Below are 19,207 nucleotides of genomic sequence, written 5' to 3' on the forward strand. Positions count from 1 at the left end.
ATATCAGACAAAGCAAAACTTGACTTGATTCATTCCGAGGATTAGAATGGAAAAAGAGAATGAATCAGGAGGTGAAATGCATGGACAGTTGCGACAGTACTGGGCGAAGTAGTATCTGCGGTGGCAGACAGAAGATGATTTTGGCGCAATTGGCCATGGATTTCTGATAAGAATCCAGACAGGACAATTGCTCTTTTTACGCTGGAAATGCGCTGTGTGTTTCCTGTAATTGTGAGGGTATCATCTGTGCTGCTACTGCAGGAAAATGATGTAAGGAGGCAGAAGCAGTGGACGAGAAATTAAAAGAGCAGAATTATGTAGAAGAGTTAATAGAGATTATCCGCAGTACAAAGAGTAATGAGGAATTGCGGGATAAATTATCCGATTATCATGAAAATGATATTGCGGATGCATTTGTGCGTCTGGATGAAGAAGAACGAAAGAGATTATACCCAATTCTGGGAGCGGAACAGGTTGCGGAAATCTTTACTTATATTGATGACCCGGATCTATATCTGAATGAATTGGATCTGGATAAAGCGGCACGGGTTATTTCCTACATGGACTCCGATGATGCGGTAGATGTCTTAGACGAACTGGATGATTCCAAGCAGGCACAGCTGGTAGAGTTGCTGGATGAAGAATCCAGTCATGACATTAAGATGATTCAGTCCTATGAGGATGATGAAGTCGGTAGTAAGATGACTACGAACTTCATTGTGATTAAGAATGATCTTACCATCCGGCAGGCCATGCGGGAGCTGATTCGTCAGGCGGGAGAAAATGATAACATTTTGACAGTTTATGTTACTGATGAAGCAGGCAAATTCTATGGAGCTATTGATTTAAAGGACTTAATCATTGCCCGTGAAAATAATGCACTGGAAGATATCATCAGTACATCCTATCCGTATTTGCGGGATCATGAACAGATCAGTGAATGTATCGAGCGAATGAAGGACTATGCAGAGGACTCCATTCCGGTACTGGATGAAAATGATGAAATCTTAGGTGTTATCACATCTCAGGATATCGTAGAAGTTGTGGATGATGAGATGGGTGATGACTACGCAAAGTTAGCAGGTCTGACCGCCGAAGAAGATTTACAGGAAACGCTGGTAGAGAGTATGAAGAAACGTCTGCCATGGCTGATTATCTTACTGGTACTTGGCATGGGCGTATCTTCTGTAGTGGGGATTTTTGAGACCGTTGTAGCCGTAATTCCAATTGTCATGTGCTTCCAGTCGCTGATACTTGACATGGCAGGAAATGTAGGAACACAGTCGCTGGCTGTAACCATTCGTGTACTGGTAGATGAAAATCTTACATCAAAACAGAAGCGTCATCTGGTAGGAAAAGAAATGCGTGTTGGGTTTATGAACGGGCTTTTTCTGGGGATACTGGCATTTTCCTTTATCGGATTATATGTCTGGTTGTTAAAGAATAATCCGGTGAGTCATGCATTTATTATTTCAGGATGCGTGGGTCTTGCACTGATGATAGCAATGGTAATATCAAGCCTTGTGGGAACCTTGATTCCAATGCTTTTTCATAAGATTAAGATTGATCCGGCAGTGGCATCCGGTCCATTGATTACCACAATTAATGACCTGGTAGCAGTAGTAACCTATTATGGATTAGTCTGGCTGCTGTTGATAGATGTATTGCATTTTGCATAGCATAAAACCTTAGGATGATGAGGAAATAAAGGATGAATAAAATCCAGAATATAAAAGTCCTTTTTTGGGATATTGATAATACACTGCTTGATTTTGATGCGGGAGCAGAAGATTCCATGAAACAGGCATTTGCAGATTTGGGGCTGGAGTTTAAACCGGAAATGTTTAATGTTTTTCAGGAAGAAAATCATATTATCTGGGACAAAATCGAAAAGGGTGAATTATCAAGGGAAGACCTTCCCTATGTCCGCTGGCAGATTATATTAAAACGGCTGGGATTAAAAGCCGATGGTGTGGCAATGGAGCATGTGTTCCGAAGCTATCTTCATAATAGTGCAGTGCCGGTGAGCGGTGCATTGGAAACATTGGAAGCTTTAGCAGGAAAATACATATTCTGTGCAGCAAGCAACGGACCGTATGAGCAGCAGCTAAACCGCCTGGAACGAGGCGGCATGCGTAAATATTTTACACATTGCTTTGTTTCGGAAAAGGTTGGCGTAGAGAAACCAGCCCTTCGTTTCTTTGAAAAATGTATGGAAGAATTGCCTGGAATTAAACCGGGAGAATGCCTGATGATAGGCGATTCCCTGACAGCAGATATTGCAGGAGGGCATGCTGCAGGACTTAAAACCTGTTGGTATCATCCGGCAGATGCCATAACCAATGAAAAATTAAAAGAGTTAGAACAGCAGGCAGATTACAGAGTAGAAAAATTGGTGGATTTGACAAATAAATTATAGCTTGAATGGGGGAGATTAACAGGAGAAAAAATGGAAGACAGGAAAGAAATTATAAAAATCAAAGAACCCATATCAACTGCAAATAAGTTTCACTCTTCGGAGCTTTTTTATATTGAAGAGGCAAAATTACCGTTCTCAGCAGGAATTTATACTTTAGCGGGGTGTGCGATGCACTGGCATCATTCATGGGAAATTTTGTGCCAGTTAGAGGGTGAAGCATATGTAAGATTTGGTGGGGAGAAGATTATTTCAAGACCAGGCGACATCACGGTCATTTCTGGGGAAGAACCACATGAAACGGAAAAAATTACAAAGCGACATAAAATATTGTTGTTACAGTTTCAAATGGAACCTGTTTTACCCTATTTTTCTGTGGCAAAGGAATATCAACACATTCCAAGTATATTATTAGATCCGTTTCGAAAAGTTGGACATTTTAATTTGAGAAGTAAAAAAGTAGAATCCATTATGTGGAAAATAGAGGGAGAATATAAAAAGAAGATTTTGGGATATGAGATTCGGATACCTGCGTATATTATGGAACTAATGGTATACTTTATGCGAAATGATTATATTTGTGCCAGAAGACCTGCGACAGAAGTTATGATAGCCTTGGAAAAAATTAGACCTGCGTTGTCTTACATAGAAGAAAATTATCAAAATCATATAGAGTTACAAAATGTAGCAGAATTGTGTTGCATGAGTATGTATACATTTTGCAGAGTGTTTAAACAGGCAACAGATTATACATTTGTAGAGTATTTAAATCATATCCGATTAAAATCTGCAGAAAAATTATTGCTTTCCACAAAACTCCCCATCAGTGAAGTGGCATATGAATCTGGTTTCTCGGGATTGAGCTATTTTAACCGGAAGTTTAAGGAAGTATATTCTATGGGACCAAGCAGATACCGTAAAATAAGTGGAAATGAAGAATTAAACTGTGAGGGTTATCATCATTCCAGAATTTAAAATATAGTAGTATATAAAGGAGACGAAATATACAAAATGTGATTAGTATATTTCGTCTTTTTTTAATTAAAAATGTCTTGCGCAAAATAGTGCAAAAATAAAGCAAGAATGAAATTGAATCATGAATATAAAATCGTTATATTTAAACTACAAAAAGCAAGGAGAATAAAGTAAAAGGCGCCAGGGGAGAAGAACAAAAAAGTATTAGTGTAAAAGGAGGAAAAAGAATGAAGAGATTAGTTGCAGTACTGTTGTGCATGACAATGGCAGTATCAATTACAGCTTGTGGTAACTCTGAAACAGAAAATAACAAAGTAGCAGGAACAGAAGCCGGAGATAAACCGGAAAGCATTAGCGTTATTTGTACAACCGACGAAGAAGGACTTTATGAGTATGCTGGAAAGAAGTACGAAGAAATGTATGGTGTAAAAGTAAATCTGATTTGTCAGTCCTATGATAGTACACACGAAAAAATTACTACAACATGGACCGGTGGAGGCAATGCGGATGTTTGCTATGTAGATATTCCATGGGTTGCAGAATTTGAAAGTAAGGGAGTAACCATAGACTTAAGTGAATATATGGATGAAGATGTAAAAAACAGTTTGATTGAGAGTTCGTTAAATCAGATGATTTATAATGGAAAAACAGAAGCAATTCCGTTTGCAAATGGTGGAAAATGGATGTTTTATAATAAGCAGATGTTAGCGGATGCTGGATATGAGGAGCCACCAAAAACATGGGATGAATTAAAAGAAATGTCTCAGGATATGATGGATAAAGGCATTTGCAAGTATGGTATTGCATGGGGAGCATCCCAGGCAGAAGGTTTAATTTGCGATTTGACAACCATGATATACAGTTTTGGTGGAACGTGGCAGAAAGAAGACGGTTCATTTGACGTTAACAGTGAAAGTGCAAATAATGCAGTACAGTTCATGTATGATTCTATGCAGGATGGATGGGCAGATCCGGCATCAATTACCTATACGGACAGAGATTGTTTGGATCCGTTCATGGCGGGAGACACAGCATTTGTTATGAATTGGGCTTATGTGTATGGATATGCAAATAATCCGGAAAATTCTACTGTTGCAGGAAATGTAGATGTATGTTTAATGCCTGGAACTGATAAAGCAGAAAGTGCTTCAGTGACTGGTGGCGGTGGCTTCGGAGTATTATCTACCTCAAAATATCCGGAGTATGCATATAAATATATTGAGTTATTTACGAGTGAGGATATTCAGAAATATGCTTATGAGAATTATAATGTGTTGCCGACAATTGATGCATTATATAAAGATGAGAATCTGGTGGCTGAACATGAAGAGTTGGCTAAGTTTTATCCGCAGTTTGCAACAGCACATCCAAGACCACAGCTTGCTGATTACAGTGAGTGGTCTAATACAGTACAGCCATTATTTTCGGCAGCACTGTCTGGTTCAACTTCAATAGAGGATGCATTAAATCAGGCAGAAGAAGTATCGGAAAGTTTTGCAAATTAAACAGAGAATGGCAGGTAGGTAAACTGCCTGCCATTTTTAATATGAGGGTAAGAATATGAAGAGGAAGAATAAATCAAATATATCACAAGCACGAACTGCTTATGGAATGATTACTCCTGCCATGCTGATTATCATGGGATTAGGATTATTTCCTGTTTTGTTTACATTGTGGTTCAGCTTAAATGATGTAAATCCAGGTAGTCTTGCAACGAAATTTGTTGGATTAAAGAATTATGCAGAAGTTATGAGTACCCATGCATTTTGGAATTCTTTAAAAATTACTTTATATTTTTCAGTTGTATCAGTGATAATTCAGATTATATTGGGAACACTTACAGCATTATTGCTGAATCAAAATTTTAAGGGAAGAGGCTTTGTGCGTGGAATTATTCTGATTCCATGGGCAGTGCCAACGATTGTAAATGCAAATTTGTGGAAATGGATTTTTAATGCGAACGCAGGAATTTTGAATAAAGTATTATTAAAATTACATTTGATAGATGAAAATATAGTCTGGCTTGGAAGTGGTAAGCTTGCAATTAATATGATTATATTATCAGATACATGGAAGATGCTTCCACTTGTTATCATTATGCTGCTTGCAGGACTCCAGACCGTGTCTAATGATGCAAAGGAGGCATCAATTATAGACGGGGCAAATGCATGGCAGAGATTTAAAGTAGTGTATTTTCCTGCATTAAAGCCAATGTATATAGTGGTTCTTGTTTTGCGTACAATTCAGACGATTCGAGTTTTTGATATTGTATATTCGTTGACGTCAGGTGGACCAAATGACAGTACACAGGTAGTAAGCTTTTATGCGTATCATGAAATCTTTGATTACTTACATTATGGTAAAGGTTCGGCAATATGCGTAATTATAGCAGTTGTTATATTGTTATTGAGCCTTCTTTACCTGAAAGCAGGAAAAACGGAGGATTAAGATATGAATCGAACGGTAAAGAGAAGAATAGGAAGGATATTATTATATTTGGCAGTGATATTATTGGTTCTTTGGACGCTATTGCCAATTATCTGGATGTTTATATCCAGTATCATATCAGAAAATGAATTGTTAAGTAGTGACAAAATACTGCCTACATCAATTACCTGGGAACGATACAAAATGTTATTGTGGGATAAAAATCCAACAAAACAAGTTGAAGTATTCCGAATGGCAATAAAAAACAGTTGCATTGTTGCGGGTACAACAACAGTAATTAGTCTTGTATTAGGTGCAGTGGCATCCTATGCGTTTGCAAGATTACGCTTTCGAATGAAAAAACCAATGTTATTTGGAGTAATGTTTTTTCAGCTGCTACCACCAATTGCATTGGTAATACCGTATTATATCATGATTAGCCGGATGGGGCTGCTGGATCATTTGGGAACATTAATATTAATTAATACAAATGCAGTTCTTGCCTATGTAATCTGGGTCTTGAACGGATATTTTAAATCGGTTCCATTTGAACTTGAAGAAGCAGGACGGGTAGATGGTTGTAGTTGGAATCAGGTGTTTTGGAAAATTATTATGCCAACAGCATTACCGGGGTATGTTGCAGTAGGTGTTCTTGCATTCCTTATGGCATGGGATGAATTTCTGTACGCATTAATTTTTACTACATCAAAAACTTCGAAGACATTAACGGTTGCGGTATCAGAGTTTGGAACAAAGTATGGAATTGATTATGGAATGATGATGACTGCAGGATTGCTGGCTACAGTTGTACCAATGGTATTAGCACTAATTTTCCAAAGATATATTGTAGGAGGATTAACGGCAGGAGCGGTTAAGGGTTAAGAAAAAGGAGTAAAGAATGGAACACGGATTTAAGTGGAATTTTATTGACAAAAAAGGGACTTTTGTTTGTGAAAATGCCCGGGAAGTAAATCAATTATATTTTCCTATATGCAATGAGGCTGGAATGAAAGCATCGGTGACACCCTGCTTAAATGGAGATGCCAAAAAGAATCAAAATGAATTTTTGTATCTGCCAGTTTCAGTAGAGGACTTACATAATAATCGTTCTGGAAGAAATTTCTGGGTTTATACAAAAGAGCAGGGAGCATTTTCTGTGGTGGGAAATTCTGCAAGACAGAGAGCGGAGCATTGCTTTAAAGATGAAGAAAAATGGAATAAAATAGAGTGCGGATTGCTATATCACAGCTTGTATTATGCAATCCCTGAATTGAAATTAAACTGTATTTTTACAACGTTTTGTCCGGCAAATGAGGATGTAGTAGAAATTAACAGGGTTATTCTGGAAAATTACGGGTCAGAAATTCTGGAATTTGTGCCAACAGCGGCATTTCCTATTTTTGGACGATCGGCAGATAATTTAAGAGATCATAGACATGCAACATCACTGATGCAGAGGATAACATTGGAAGAAAACGGGATTGTTGTAAAGCCAACGATACACCATGATGAAAGAGGTCATGAACCGAATGATACAAGTTATTTTGTATATGGATCAGATGAAAGCGGGCAGGCAGCAGTAGAAATGTTCCCTACAGTAGAGGAGTTTATTGGAAAGGGAGGAACATTGGACTGGCCTGGAACAGTAGTAGAAAATAGTATACCAGAACATGATATGACATATCGGAAAGATGGTATGGAATGCATTGGCGCAATGCGTTTTGCAAAGGTACGGTTAGCACCAGGCGAAAAAAAAGAATATATTATCTGCGCTGGAATTACTGAAAAAGAAAATTTTAACAAGGAGTTTGAAAAGTATAACAGTAAAGAAAAGGTTGAAGCTGCGTGGAAACAAAATGAAGAGCATTGGAATGGAGAAGCTGACAAGATAAAATTTCAAGGTAATTCAGATAAGTTTGATGGCTGGTTAAGGTGGGTAAGTATACAGCCTGTTTTAAGAAAAATATATGGTTGTTCATTTCTTCCATATCATGATTATGGAAGAGGTGGTCGCGGGTGGAGAGATTTGTGGCAGGATTATCTGACATTATTATTACAAAATCCAATGCGGGTTCGAAGTGTTTTTGTTCATAACATGAAAGGTGTCAGACTGGATGGAAGTAATGCAACTATTATTTTGGACGGTGAGGGCAATTTTCAGGCAGACAGAAACAAAATATCCAGAGTTTGGATGGATCATGGTGTCTGGCCATTATTTACACTGTTGTTATATATGAATCAAACTGGAGATATTTCTATTTTAGATGAAGAAGTGTCTTACTGGAAAGATGCACAAATTGAAAGAGCGAAAAGGATTGACACAAATTGGAAAAAAGAAGATGGAAATAGTCAAAAGACAAAGGATGGTGAATGTTATACCGGAACAATATTAGAGCATTTACTTTTAGAAAATTTAATTTGCAGCTTAAATATTGGAGAACACGGGAATATAAAGCTTGAAGATGGAGATTGGAATGATCAGTTGGATATGGCTCCGGATAAAGGGGAAACAATACCATTTACGGCTTTTTATGGAAAAAATATATGTGATATAGCAGATTTACTTGAGATTCAAATAGAGAAAGAAGACCGAAAAACGATTTCTGTATTTGAAGAAATGGAAATACTGCTTGAGGGATTAAAGGAAAAGGAACCCCAAAAAGAAGTGGAAGTATTAAAGAAATATTATGAACACATAAGATTTGGAATAAGCGGAAAAAAGAAAAAAATACCGGTTTTAGAATTAAAAGATATGTTGCGCTGGAAAGGAAAACAATTATTACAGCAGGTCCGAGAAAATGAATGGATTGAATTATCATCAAAAGAAGGCTTTTTTAATGGTTATTATAATAATAATGGAAATGCAGTTGATGGAATTCTTGGAGATGGAAAATTGCGATTTGGATTGACAGCCCAGACCTTTTCTATTATGTCAGGGGCGGCGACGGATGAACAGGTTCAAAAAACAATACATGCTGTAAATAATTATCTTCCGGATAAAAATACCGGAGGAATCAGGCTGACGTTACCATTGGGAGATAATACCTGGAATTTTGGAAGAGGATTTGCACTTATTTATGGAGAAAAAGAAAATGGTGGCATGTTTAGCCATATGACAACTATGTATGCTTATGCGTTATATAGCAGAGGGTATGCAAGGGAAGGTTATCAGATTATAAAATCTATTTATGAACTTTCTACAAATACACAAATAGCACAAATATATCCTGGTGTGCCGGAGTATATCAGTAGCAGAGGAAGGGGAATGTATTCTTATGTTACTGGTGCAGGAAGCTGGACAATTTTTCTAATGCTGACACAGGTATATGGTGTGAGGGGAAAGCTTGGAGACTTATTAATTGAACCAAAACTAGTAAAGGAGCAGTATGATTCCGGTGAAGTTTTAACAGTAGACACATTATTTGCGGAAAAAGAAGTATGTGTTTCTTTTTATAACAGAAAATATTTGGATTATGGAGAATATCAGTTGGGAGAACTTAGCATAAATGGAGAAGTATGGAAGAATCAGATAAATAGTACCTTTGTTGTGCTACATCAGGCTGAACTGGAAGAAAAGCTTATAGCAGGTAGGAAAAATCAAATTTGTATCGAATTAGTGGAAAGGAAGGGATGATGTGATGGAACTTAAATTTCCGATAGGATTAGAAAAAAATGAAGTTTTAATAGAAAGGGACGGAATAAAAATAGAAGTACCGTGGCCGGTTCAGATTCAGATTTTAAAGGAAAGAAATAAGAAAGCAAAGTATGATGTTATAAGAAGTGAAAAAAACATTCATATTGCAGAAGCAGACGTAGAAGTAAATAAAGAAAACAGATTTCATATTATTGATATGTGGGAACAAAATACAAATAATATAAAACTGAGTAGAAAGGTGGCCTGTATTTCAGCAGAAAAAGAGACTGCTATCCGGATATCTACGGAATTCCATTGTAAATCAAAACATGCAAAAAATTTTGACGATTATCAATTTGTAATACCGGGTGCTTTTTATAATAAGAATGATACAGACCAGAATGGACAGGATGATTATCTTGGAACTTTTGAGCAGGATTATAAGGATGATAGAAATCCAAATTTGTCAGTGACAGGATTTGCAAAAAATGACAAGCAATTTATTTCACTAATTCGGGCAGATATTCCAAAGGTGGATACTACAATAACCAGAAAACAGATAGCAGAAAGGCATTTTGTTCATAATACAGATATTGGATCCCTGGGAATTGCACCATCTGCAAATAGAATGGAAGAATTTTTGTTACGTTGTGATTATCCATTTTATGAGAGAAATTCATTTTGCTTAAATGTAGATGGATCGGAGTGGGCTGCATATCGAAAGATAAAACAGGGAGAAGAATTGGAAGTTTCATATATCCTGCAGTTTGGAGAAGCTGAAAATCTGACAGAAGCATCGTGGAAGACGAGCGTATTTCAGATGGAACGAATTCTTAATGATGATATCAGACATCCATTTAGTCTGGAAGAAACAATACCATACAGAAGAGACTTATTACACAATAGCTTTAGAGATTTTCCAGAAAAGAAAAATCATCCTTGTGGTTATGTGTGCCATTTCTCACCAAGAGAAAAATATGGAAATCAGAATGTACTGGAATATGGATTTTCTGGAAATCAGACTATGGTTTGCTATGAAATGCTTCGGGCTGCAGAAGAAACAGGAAAGGAAGAATATAGGGAACGGGCATTAAAAACAATACAATTTTTTGTGGAACACTGTATTGCAGAAAGTGGTTTGCCGAATGCAATGTACAGTGTAGAAAAAGAAGAATTTGTTTATTGGTGGACTGGCGTATTAATGCCATTTCAGTATTCGGAAAACAGGAAAGAATTAGAAAAATTTCTGGGGAATCAGGTCGTAGGTGCAATGATGGGAATTGCAGAAAAATTAAAAGGAACAAAAGGAAATTATTGCCGGACTATGACGGAGGCTATGTATTATTTAATGCTCTGTTTTCTGGAGGAAAAGGAAAATGGAACATTACATAAAGACTGGCTGGATGTAGTGGTTGCATTTTGTGATAAAATGATTGAAATTCAGAATACAGATGGCTCCTGGTATCGGGCATATACGATGGAAGGTACTCCAATGACATATCCGGAAGAATGGTTTGGAAGTAATGTGATAGAGCAGGGGTCAGGAACAATTTTTCCGGGAGAAGTATTAGCATTAGTACATGAATACACCGGTAATGAGAAATATAGAAGTGCATTGTGTAAAGCTGCTGATTTTATTATGGAACATTATGTAGAAGATGTTTTATATCTGGGAGGATTAAATGATACAACGCATAAAAAGTCTGTAAAGATAGATGCTGTTGGAGTAATGTATAATATGCGGACATTGTTGTTGGCATATGAAACTACCAAAAAAGAACGATATTTGTATGGCGCAAAATCAGCAGCACAGATTCTTGCATCATGGACTTATCTTTGGGATATTCCGTTTGATGAAAATACACTTCTTGGAAAGAATGATTTTGGAACAACTGGCTGGGCAGGGTGTGATGTTATTCCGGGATGTAGCTATGTGGACGATGAATTTGTAGAATTCGTACCAGATTTAATGCGAATTGCAGAGTATAGCGGGAATAAAAAACTGGCTATATTGGGAAAAATTGTAACATTAGGAATGCAGCACGGTTTATCTATGCCACAAAGAATGTATGGATATACAATGCCTGGAATTCAGTGTGAAGGATTTCTGACATCCTTATGGCTTTCTGATACAGATGATTTGGAATTTTCGGGAGCTGTAGCAAAAAATAAAGGAGATGATAATGATACTTGTAATGGACTGATAAATGGTCAGGCACTTTACAATCTCGATTCATTAAAAAGAAGATATCACACATTAGAGTTTGATAAAATAATTGAGCAGATATTTGCCGAGTAAAGTTATAATGCCTCATAGACATTTTATGCGTCTATGAGGCATTTTCTATAGAAGTCGGTATTGTGCCGATTAGTATCAGCAGTGCTCCCGGAATTTCAAAAGGAGTCAGAGTTTCATGCAAAAGCAGAACAGCAAAGATAACAACCGATAGTGTTTGACAGAATAAGCAGTGTTCATTACAATGTTTTTAGAAAAAAGAAATGGGGGAACAGGGATGTTAGAATGTGAAATTGAAATCGGAAAAGAAGAGCAGGATGCGCTGCTTGAAATCGCTTTGAATTCGAAGGAGTATCGAAAGAAAAGAAAAGCGGAAGCAATAAAATTTTTAATTCTGATTGTAGCTTGTATTTTGATTATAATATGGAGAGTAACAAATAGCGATACAAGGCTTGTTGTACTTTGCTCACTCTTGGCTGCATATAGTCTTTTTATGATATGCGGAGGAAGCAAGCTGATGCAGAAGACGGTATTAAAGAAATCTGTTACAGTAATGGATAAAGAACTAAAATCCGGTTATCGGAAGTATACTTTCAGTGAAGATGGAATTCTTTTAAAATCAGAAGTTTCAGAAGGAAATACTGCATGGACACTTTATAAGGATTGGGAAATCTATGGAAATTACATCTGCATCAGGAATCTGTCGAATGAAAATGTTCTTGTAAAACAGGATAAATTGTCGGCAGAAGAGAGGACATGGCTGATTGATTTACTGACCCGTCATCTGGGAAAAGCAGTAAATGAGAAATGAATGGAAAGAAAATAAATAAAAAATAGACGAAAAGAAAATGGGGGAACAGAGATGTTAGAATATGAAATTGAAATCGGAAAAGAAGAGCGGGACGCGCTGTTGGAAATAACTTTGCAATCGGATGTATACCGGAAGAGAAGAAAAGTGGTAACGATTACTTCTGTGATTATGTGCATAGTCTGTCTGTCATCCGGAATGTTAAGCTTTATGCTTGGCAGGGCAGAAATGGGTTCACTTTTTATGATTCTTTGGGCAGCTTTTCTATATTTTGCATGCGGCGGCAAAAAGGTACAGCAGAAAGCAAGACTTAAGAGATTTTATGCAAATGCACAGAAGGCACTGGTAAGTGGCCACCGCAAGTATATTTTCAGTGAAGAAAGCATCAGCATAAAATCAGAAATAGCGGAGGGTGTGAATCTGTGGACTGCCTATAAGGACTGGGGATTCTATGAAAATTATATTTATATCAGAAATCTGTCCAATCAGGTGATTCTGGTAAGGCAGAGCGAGCTGTCAGCAGAAGACCATGCATGGCTGGTGGATTTGCTGACCCGTCATCTGGGCGCAGCGCTGGCTTAGAGGAAGCAGAATGAAATGGTGGAACGGAATCTTACTACAGGAAGTGTATTTAAAAATGTAATTATATTTTCGCTGCCATACCTTTTATCTTATTTTTTACAGACATTGTATGGAATGGCAGATTTATTTATCATCGGGCAGTTTGAAGGAGTTGCCAGCACTACGGCGGTATCCATTGGCTCACAGGTCATGCATATGATAACAGTTATGCTGGTGGGACTTGCCATGGGAACAACGGTCAGCATCGGACAGGCGATTGGAAGCAAAGATAAGAAACGGGTGGCAGAAGGAATTGGAAACACGGTAATCCTATTTATGGGAGTTGCCCTTGTGCTGATGACGGTGCTGCTCTTGCTGACAAAACCAATTGTAACAGTAATGTCTACACCACAGGAAGCAGTAATGGGAACGATATCCTATCTTACCATCTGCTTTATCGGGATTCCTTTTATTACAGCATATAATATTATCAGTGCAATTTTCCGTGGTATGGGTGACAGCAAGAGTCCGATGTACTTTATTGCCATTGCATGTGCGGCAAATATTGTCTTGGATTATGTATTTATCAGCGGTCTGCATCTTGGACCGGCAGGTGCAGCTCTTGGAACCACTTGTGCCCAGGCAATCAGTGTAATGATTTCCCTCGTTATGATTATAAGACAGCGGGAGAAATTTTCTCTTAGCAGAAAAGATTTCAGACCGAACCGAAATGTAATGGGACAGATTTTAAAAATCGGTATTCCCATTGCATTGCAGGACGGTTTCATTCAGGTGGCATTTATGATTATCACCATCATTGCGAACCAGCGTGGATTAAATGATGCAGCGGCTGTGGGAATCGTGGAAAAGATAATAGGCTTCCTGTTCCTGATTCCGTCCTCCATGTTATCAACAGTATCTGCACTTGGTGCACAAAATATCGGAGCGGGAAAGAGGCAGCGTGCCAATGAAACACTGCGCTATGCTGTGATGATTACAGTGGGCTTTGGAATTATCGTAGGAATCTTCATGCAGTTCTTCGCCAGTCCGGTGGTGGCGTTATTTACAGATGCATCGGATGCATCGGGAGCGGAAGTGGTACGTCTGGGAGGTCAATACTTAAGGGGATATGTCTGGGATTGCATGTTCGCAGGAATTCATTTCAGCTTCAGCGGATATTTCTGTGCCTGCGGCAAATCCGGCATCTCATTTTTACATAATATCATTGCAATTACACTGGTAAGAATTCCGGGCGTTTATCTGACTTCGACTTTATTCCCGGATACCTTATTCCCAATGGGACTGGCAACGGCAGCAGGCTCCCTGCTTTCCGCAATCATCTGTGTTGTTGCATTTACAATCTTAAACCGGAAGGAAAAAATGAAAAAAGATTGATTTTGCTAATAAAAATACCAGTGATTTAAAAATGTAAATACGAGGAAGGCTTGCATAATTCCTTCTGTTTTCCACATACTACCCATACAGCACAAAAATGGAAAGTATGTAGGAAACAGGAGGAATTTTTAATGAAAGCAACAGGAATTGTACGTAGAATAGATGATTTGGGGAGAGTTGTAGTGCCAAAGGAAATCCGCAGGACACTGCGCATCCGGGAAGGTGACCCGCTGGAAATCTTTACAGACCGGGAAGGTGAGATTATTCTTAAGAAATATTCACCGATTGGAGAACTGAGCCAGTTTGCCGGACAGTATGCGGAGAGCCTTGCGCAGAGCACCGGGCATCTGGTATGTATTACCGACCGGGACCATGTGATTGCGGCTGCAGGAAACGGAAAGAAGGAATTCGAAGGAAAACCAATCAGCAGGCAGTTAGAGGAACTGATCGAAGACCGGAAAAATATTCTTGCACAGCAGGGAGACAGCAAATTTGTACGAATTACCTTAGATGATACCGGGAACTATCATGACCAGGCAATCAGCACGATTATCTGTGAAGGAGATGCCATCGGAGCAGTTGTTTTATATGAGAAAAATGAAACTGCAAAAATGGGAGAAACCGAAAGCAAGCTTGCTATTACAGCGGCGGGATTTTTAGGAAGACAAATGGAACAGTAGCCTTGTATCTTTTTATGGAACAGTGTAAAATAGAGCAATACGGAGGAAACCCATGTCCCATAAAGAGAAGAAAAAAAGGAAAAAGAAATACCGTGGTTTCTGGCTTTTTGTAAAGCTGCAGATAGTTCTGGTACTTCTGGTAATCGGCGGGCTGGCGTATTACTATTTTGGCGGGTATGCCAGTCAGGTCAGTGCCATGCATGAAGAGGCAGTCCGGTTTGTAAAAGAGTCGACGAAGGACACTTTCCGTGCGGAGCAGACCAGTCAGGTTTATGATGTGAATGGAACGAGAATCATGTCGCTTCGTGGTACCAAGGATGTAAGCTATCTGACCAGTGATGAGATACCGGAAGAAGTCAAAGAAGCCATGGTCAGTATAGAAGATAAAAAATTTTACAGTCATGGCGGAATTGATTTTAAGGCAATTATCCGTGCAGTCTGGGCGATGGTGCGTAATGGAGAAGTAACCCAGGGCGGAAGTACCATTACGCAGCAGCTTGCAAGAACCATTTTCCTAAATAATGACAGAACGTGGCAGCGAAAAATGGAAGAAATTTTCATTGCCACAGAGCTGGAAAAGAAATATACCAAGGATGAAATCTTAGAGTTTTATCTTAACAATATTTATTTTGGAAATGGATATTATGGCATTCAGGCGGCGAGCCGGGGATATTTTGATACAGATGTTTCATTTTTGTCATTGTCCCAGATGGCATATCTTTGTGCGATACCGAATAATCCGACGATGTATAATCCTTATAAGAACCCGGATAATACGTTAGGAAGACGTGACCGCATTTTAAAAAACATGTATGAAGATGGCAAAATCAGCCGCAGGGAATATAAGGATGCCAGACAGGAAACGATTGTACTCAGCACAGCAGAGCCAACAAAGCGTTATGATGCGGTAGAGACCTATGCCTGCTATTGTGCAACACGGGCATTGATGGAGCAGCAGGGCTTTGAATTCCGGACAGATTTTTCTTCGGAGGAAGATCGAAAGACCTATGAAGATGCCTATCAGGAGCAGTATAAAACCTGCGAACAGTCTCTTTATACAGGAGGCTATAGAATCTATACTTCCATTGATTTAAATATGGAAGAGCAGCTTCAGAATGCAGTGGATGAGAAGCTGCAGGATTTTACCGATGTCAATGAAGAGGGCATTTATACATTGCAGAGTGCGGCAGTATGCATTGACAATGAGACCGGTTTTGTAAAGGCAATTGTAGGCGGCAGAAGTCAGGAATATGACGGGCATATGCTAAACCGCGCCTATCAGAGTTACCGGCAGCCGGGCAGTGCCATCAAACCGTTGATTGTATACACACCGGCGTTGGAGCGGGGCTATACCCCGGATACTGTGGTGGAAGATGCACCGATTGAGGATGGACCGGAAAATGCCAGTGGCAGGTATCTTGGCAGCGTAACCTTGCGTTATGCAGTAGAAAATTCCATTAATACAGTGGCGTGGAATCTTTTGGAAGAGATGACTCCCGTTACAGGAATTTCCTATCTGAAGGAGATGAATTTCGCAAAGCTGTCCCCGGAGGATGAAAGACCGGCGGCATCCCTGGGTGGATTTACCAATGGAGTCTCTCCGGTAGAAATGGCGGCGGCTTATGCCACCATAGAAAATGATGGAAAATACCGGGAGCCTACCTGCATTGTAGAGATACAGGATGCAGACGGAAACGCTATCTATCAGAAAATTGTCGATGAAAAGCAGGTTTATAAAACCAATGCAGCCCGTTGGATGACCAATATATTAGAGGGTGTTCTGACACAAGGAACAGCAAAGGGACTGGCATTGTCCGAGACTGCCAGTGCAGCGAAAACAGGAACCACCAATTCCAATAAGGATGGCTGGTTTGTAGGCTATACAAAGTATTACACCACCAGCGTCTGGGTTGGATATGATATTCCGGCAGAACTTCCAGGACTGACAGGAGCCAGCTATCCGGGAGAAATCTGGTATGATTATATGGAAAATTTACATAAAGAATTACCGTATGCAGATTTTGTGGCACCTCTTGGCACAGGCAATGATGCTGATGCTGAGAGTGGCACAGATGTGACAGAGGGTAATACAGCAGAGAATGACACTACAGGAGATAATACAGCTCCGGCAGAGGAAGAAAGGCGATAATATGGAAAAGAAAGCTGATTTAAAGACAATGACCTGGAAACAGCGGATCGGATTTGTCTGGGACTATTACAGGCTTGTAATACTGGCAGTAGTTGCAGTGATTATTTTGATTGGTATGACGGTACATCATTATATGACCACAAAGGAAGATATTTCCCAGATTGTATTGGTAAATGCAAAGAGTATGCCGGCAGATGAAGAACCGGATTTCTCAGAATTCATGGAGCAATATGGATATGATCCAGCAGCCCGGGAGGTTGTGGTAAATGATGCATATTATGTGGATTTAACCAGCACAGATACCAGTAATCTCTATTCCTATCAGTCCCTGCAGACAGTGATTGCAGGCGGTGGAGTAGATGTTTTGGGCGCCGATGAAATGGTCTTTGAAAATCTTGCCCAGTCTGGTGCCATAGCAGATTTGACGCAGTACTTTTCCAAAGACGAGCTGGAACAGTTAAAGGATTATATCTTCTATGTAGAGGATAAGGACACCGGAGATACTTTTGCAGCAGGCATCCGTCTTGGAGCCGGAAGCTGGCCGGTTGAACATGGTTATTATGAAAAGGAATGTATTCTTGGTATTGCCCTTGGCTCCGAACATAAGGAAGCAGCGGAGCAGATGTTCCGTTATTTGCTGGAAAAATCCAATTTAGACTAAAGAAAGCGCAAGATATAGACGATATAAAAATAAGAAATGGTACATTGTGTATATCTTGCGGAAAAATCTTGCGAAAGATGACAAAATGACCTATAATAAAACTACCTGGACCACGAGAAGATAAGGCAGATGAATCATAAATTATGGATGAAAAGATTTATAAAATAGGCGATTATGAATTCGAAACCTTAAGGGAATACAGGCAGGCGCAGGAAGATTTAAAGAAAATCAAGTATATTACCGATGAACTGGATATTTATGATCCGGAAGTAGCAATCCGGTTGTATACCATGATGCGCACGAAGAAAATCCGTTTTAAAAGTGAAATCGGAAAATCGTTCTTCTGGTGCATTTCAGATATTGTTGCGGATAGTTCGCAGAACATGATAGAAGAAAAAATTGCCAAGGAAGAAGCGGAAGCAGAAGCAAAGCTGCCATTTCATTTTACCTGGCAGAAGGTGGTCGGCATCGTATGCATCATTGTTGCGACAGCCTGTATCGGATATTATGCGATTTCGGAATATGCGGATTATAAAGCTGCTAACAGGCTTAAGGATTTACAGAATAAGAAACAGAATAATGTAGTAGAGCACCTTGTAACAGGAACGGAGCAGATGAATCCGGAAATCACAGAAGATGCAACTGAAACAGGAGAGACAACAGAGCAGCCACTGATTATGTTAGAGGATTATGTTTCCCTGTATGCGGAAAATCCGGAATTAATCGGATGGTTACATATTCCGGATACGGATATTGATTATCCGGTCATGCAGTCTTTACAGGAAGAACCGGATTATTATCTGAAACATGATTTTGATAAAAATGACGACCTGAATGGCACCCTTTTTATCGATGCCAGAAATGATTACATAAACAGGGATACCAATATCATCATTTACGGACATAATATGAAAAGCGGAATGATGTTTGGCGAATTAAAGAAATATCTGGACGAAGATTTCTACAATGCCCATAAGACGATAGAATTTAATACTCTTTATGAAAGAGGAGTCTATGAAGTTATTGAAGTGGGATTATCGGAGGTCCAGTATCAGGATGAAAATGTATTCCGGTATTATAATTTCCTGAATGCAGATTCTGAAGAAGAATACCAGGAATATTTAAATAATGTGGCACAGCTTTCTGTATATGGCGAAGAGATAGACAGTGCTTATGGAGACCAGCTGCTGACTCTTTCTACCTGCAATAATTACACACAGGACGGAAGAATGTTTATACTGGCAAAGCGTGTACAGTAAGTAGAT

At 39.0% G+C, this 19,207-nt stretch carries 15 protein-coding genes; all 15 read left to right on the plus strand.

Annotated features, from left to right (window positions below; translation table 11 throughout):
* Positions 1 to 287: 287 nt before the first annotated feature.
* The gene (gene mgtE / locus DV740_RS11130) at positions 288 to 1,679 is read left to right on the plus strand and encodes a magnesium transporter (RefSeq protein ID WP_117841433.1); all 1,392 of its coding nucleotides are present in this window, start codon (positions 288 to 290) and stop codon (positions 1,677 to 1,679) included.
* Between the two features lie 32 nt (positions 1,680 to 1,711).
* Positions 1,712 to 2,419 carry a YjjG family noncanonical pyrimidine nucleotidase gene (locus DV740_RS11135; protein WP_118088097.1) on the plus strand — a complete coding sequence of 236 codons (708 nt, stop codon included), beginning with the start codon at positions 1,712 to 1,714 and terminating at the stop codon, positions 2,417 to 2,419.
* Positions 2,420 to 2,449: 30 nt separating this feature from the next.
* Entirely contained in the window at positions 2,450 to 3,391 is a 942-nt protein-coding gene (locus DV740_RS11140) for a helix-turn-helix domain-containing protein (RefSeq protein WP_117697219.1), read from the plus strand.
* A 227-nt stretch (positions 3,392 to 3,618) separates the two neighbouring features.
* Positions 3,619 to 4,896: an extracellular solute-binding protein gene (locus DV740_RS11145; RefSeq protein WP_118088098.1), complete on the plus strand. Its 1,278-nt coding sequence runs from the start codon at positions 3,619 to 3,621 to the stop codon at positions 4,894 to 4,896.
* Positions 4,897 to 4,951: 55 nt separating this feature from the next.
* Positions 4,952 to 5,839, plus strand: coding sequence for a carbohydrate ABC transporter permease (locus DV740_RS11150; protein ID WP_118088099.1), 888 nt, complete (start codon positions 4,952 to 4,954; stop codon positions 5,837 to 5,839).
* 3 nt (positions 5,840 to 5,842) lie between these two features.
* Positions 5,843 to 6,700: a carbohydrate ABC transporter permease gene (locus DV740_RS11155; RefSeq protein WP_022243665.1), complete on the plus strand. Its 858-nt coding sequence runs from the start codon at positions 5,843 to 5,845 to the stop codon at positions 6,698 to 6,700.
* A gap of 16 nt (positions 6,701 to 6,716) precedes the next feature.
* The gene (locus DV740_RS11160) at positions 6,717 to 9,452 is read left to right on the plus strand and encodes a GH36-type glycosyl hydrolase domain-containing protein (RefSeq protein ID WP_118088100.1); all 2,736 of its coding nucleotides are present in this window, start codon (positions 6,717 to 6,719) and stop codon (positions 9,450 to 9,452) included.
* Positions 9,453 to 9,456: 4 nt separating this feature from the next.
* Positions 9,457 to 11,751, plus strand: a complete 2,295-nt coding sequence (locus DV740_RS11165; RefSeq protein WP_147342281.1) for a hypothetical protein — start codon at positions 9,457 to 9,459, stop codon at positions 11,749 to 11,751.
* 214 nt (positions 11,752 to 11,965) lie between these two features.
* Positions 11,966 to 12,499 carry a hypothetical protein gene (locus DV740_RS11170; RefSeq protein ID WP_147339146.1) on the plus strand — a complete coding sequence of 178 codons (534 nt, stop codon included), beginning with the start codon at positions 11,966 to 11,968 and terminating at the stop codon, positions 12,497 to 12,499.
* A 51-nt stretch (positions 12,500 to 12,550) separates the two neighbouring features.
* Positions 12,551 to 13,078, plus strand: coding sequence for a hypothetical protein (locus DV740_RS11175; RefSeq protein ID WP_117841425.1), 528 nt, complete (start codon positions 12,551 to 12,553; stop codon positions 13,076 to 13,078).
* Positions 13,079 to 13,093: 15 nt separating this feature from the next.
* Complete coding sequence (locus DV740_RS11180; RefSeq protein ID WP_330414772.1) at positions 13,094 to 14,452, plus strand: MATE family efflux transporter; 1,359 nt, start codon at positions 13,094 to 13,096, stop codon at positions 14,450 to 14,452.
* A gap of 131 nt (positions 14,453 to 14,583) precedes the next feature.
* The gene (gene spoVT / locus DV740_RS11185) at positions 14,584 to 15,132 is read left to right on the plus strand and encodes a stage V sporulation protein T (protein WP_022243657.1); all 549 of its coding nucleotides are present in this window, start codon (positions 14,584 to 14,586) and stop codon (positions 15,130 to 15,132) included.
* 52 nt (positions 15,133 to 15,184) lie between these two features.
* Complete coding sequence (locus DV740_RS11190; protein WP_118088102.1) at positions 15,185 to 17,281, plus strand: transglycosylase domain-containing protein; 2,097 nt, start codon at positions 15,185 to 15,187, stop codon at positions 17,279 to 17,281.
* Between the two features lies 1 nt (position 17,282).
* Positions 17,283 to 17,942 (plus strand): hypothetical protein, encoded by a 660-nt coding sequence (locus tag DV740_RS11195; protein ID WP_118088103.1) that lies wholly within the window; start codon positions 17,283 to 17,285, stop codon positions 17,940 to 17,942.
* A 143-nt stretch (positions 17,943 to 18,085) separates the two neighbouring features.
* On the plus strand, positions 18,086 to 19,201 hold the full coding sequence (srtB, locus tag DV740_RS11200; RefSeq protein ID WP_118088104.1) for a class B sortase: 1,116 nt from the start codon (positions 18,086 to 18,088) through the stop codon (positions 19,199 to 19,201).
* The last annotated feature ends 6 nt before the right edge of the window (positions 19,202 to 19,207 follow it).

It is taken from the genome of Roseburia sp. AF02-12 (assembly GCF_003461765.1).
GTDB classification, from domain to species: Bacteria; Bacillota; Clostridia; order Lachnospirales; family Lachnospiraceae; genus Roseburia_C; species Roseburia_C amylophila.

Excerpts from the sequence above, each read along its gene's own strand:
- DV740_RS11135 (WP_118088097.1), top strand. The coding sequence starts at position 1,712 with ATGAATAAAATCCAGAATATAAAAGTCCTTTTTTGGGATATTGATAAT.
- DV740_RS11140 (WP_117697219.1), top strand. The coding sequence starts at position 2,450 with ATGGAAGACAGGAAAGAAATTATAAAAATCAAAGAACCCATATCAACT.
- DV740_RS11145 (WP_118088098.1), top strand. The coding sequence starts at position 3,619 with ATGAAGAGATTAGTTGCAGTACTGTTGTGCATGACAATGGCAGTATCA.
- DV740_RS11150 (WP_118088099.1), top strand. The coding sequence starts at position 4,952 with ATGAAGAGGAAGAATAAATCAAATATATCACAAGCACGAACTGCTTAT.
- DV740_RS11155 (WP_022243665.1), top strand. The coding sequence starts at position 5,843 with ATGAATCGAACGGTAAAGAGAAGAATAGGAAGGATATTATTATATTTG.
- DV740_RS11160 (WP_118088100.1), top strand. The coding sequence starts at position 6,717 with ATGGAACACGGATTTAAGTGGAATTTTATTGACAAAAAAGGGACTTTT.
- DV740_RS11165 (WP_147342281.1), top strand. The coding sequence starts at position 9,457 with ATGGAACTTAAATTTCCGATAGGATTAGAAAAAAATGAAGTTTTAATA.
- DV740_RS11170 (WP_147339146.1), top strand. The coding sequence starts at position 11,966 with ATGTTAGAATGTGAAATTGAAATCGGAAAAGAAGAGCAGGATGCGCTG.
- DV740_RS11175 (WP_117841425.1), top strand. The coding sequence starts at position 12,551 with ATGTTAGAATATGAAATTGAAATCGGAAAAGAAGAGCGGGACGCGCTG.
- DV740_RS11180 (WP_330414772.1), top strand. The coding sequence starts at position 13,094 with ATGGTGGAACGGAATCTTACTACAGGAAGTGTATTTAAAAATGTAATT.
- spoVT (WP_022243657.1), top strand. The coding sequence starts at position 14,584 with ATGAAAGCAACAGGAATTGTACGTAGAATAGATGATTTGGGGAGAGTT.
- DV740_RS11190 (WP_118088102.1), top strand. The coding sequence starts at position 15,185 with ATGTCCCATAAAGAGAAGAAAAAAAGGAAAAAGAAATACCGTGGTTTC.
- DV740_RS11195 (WP_118088103.1), top strand. The coding sequence starts at position 17,283 with ATGGAAAAGAAAGCTGATTTAAAGACAATGACCTGGAAACAGCGGATC.
- srtB (WP_118088104.1), top strand. The coding sequence starts at position 18,086 with ATGGATGAAAAGATTTATAAAATAGGCGATTATGAATTCGAAACCTTA.